This window comes from Chryseobacterium sp. C2(2020), from assembly GCF_014218915.1.
Classification (GTDB): Bacteria; Bacteroidota; Bacteroidia; order Flavobacteriales; family Weeksellaceae; genus Chryseobacterium; species Chryseobacterium mucoviscidosis.
In genome coordinates this window covers 1-1,120 of record NZ_JACLCT010000098.1, presented here as the reverse complement: position 1 = coordinate 1,120, position 1,120 = coordinate 1, and the positions used below count along the sequence as shown (strand labels likewise).

Genomic DNA, 1,120 nt, shown 5'->3' with positions numbered 1-1,120 from the left:
AAGAGTTTAACAATCAAAACAAAATTTATCAAAATGTAGCTTAACTTATACTGGAATTTTTATTTGCATATCCAGATATCTTAAACCACCAGAGCATACAATCGAGCAAGGAAAAGAAATAATTTATACTGAGGAACAAAAGAGAATTATTGAAAGTAAGAAAGCACATCAACAAAAAATTAAAGGTGTAGCCGGTAGTGGAAAAACTTTCGCCTTAGCTAAAAGAGCCGTAAATGCTCATTTAAGACATAAAGGTGAAATTTTAATACTTACTTTTAATATTTCATTACGTAACTATATTCATGATAAAATAAGTGACATTAGAGAAAATTTTGAATGGAGAAATTTCACAATATTACATTACCATCAGTTTTTGAAAGCTCATAATAATAATGTTAATTTTCTTCAGACTGGAGAGGAACACACAAGCAATCTGGAGAAAAAGATGTTTCAAACAATAATTATTGATGAGATTCAGGACTATCATAAAGACTGGATTAGAAACCTTAAAATGTTTTTAGCACCAGAAGGCGAATTTGTTGTCTTTGGTGATGAAAAACAGAATATTTATCAAAGAGACTTAGATGAAAAGAAACCTTACACAAGTATTCCAGGACAATGGAATATTTTAAAAACTTCTTTTCGTGTAAGCACAGATATCGCCAACTTAGCAACTACATTTCAACGTTCATTCTTTTCAGAAAAATATGATTATGATGAAATAATTGTTCAAAAAAGCTTATTTGATCAGTCTATGATAAAATATCATTATTTAGAAACTGTTGATATTTCTGCGATTATGGAAATTTATTCAACAGTTATTTTAGAAACAGACAGTCATGACAATGATATTTGTTTTCAATCAGCTAAAGTTGAAATTTTACGTATGATTGATAAGGAAATTAGACAAAAATTTAGAAAAAAAACTAATAGAATGTTTGAAACTAGTGAAATCTATGAAAAACTTAGAAATGACTTTACCCACGACGGTAAGACTGATCTGGCTAGGCTTAGAAAAGAAATAGAGATCGTCCGACGTAACAAAAAATTGGTAGTGTCCTACTAACTGTGTAAGTAGAAAAGTTATTCTGAAAAATTTTGAGCCCTCAAAGCTCAAAAA

1 protein-coding gene is annotated in these 1,120 nt (G+C 29.2%); it reads left to right on the top strand.

Annotated features, from left to right (window positions below; all coding sequences use genetic code 11):
- Positions 1 to 55: 55 nt before the first annotated feature.
- The gene (locus H6W52_RS21080) at positions 56 to 1,066 is read left to right on the top strand and encodes a UvrD-helicase domain-containing protein (protein WP_185216981.1); all 1,011 of its coding nucleotides are present in this window, start codon (positions 56 to 58) and stop codon (positions 1,064 to 1,066) included.
- Positions 1,067 to 1,120: the final 54 nt, after the last annotated feature.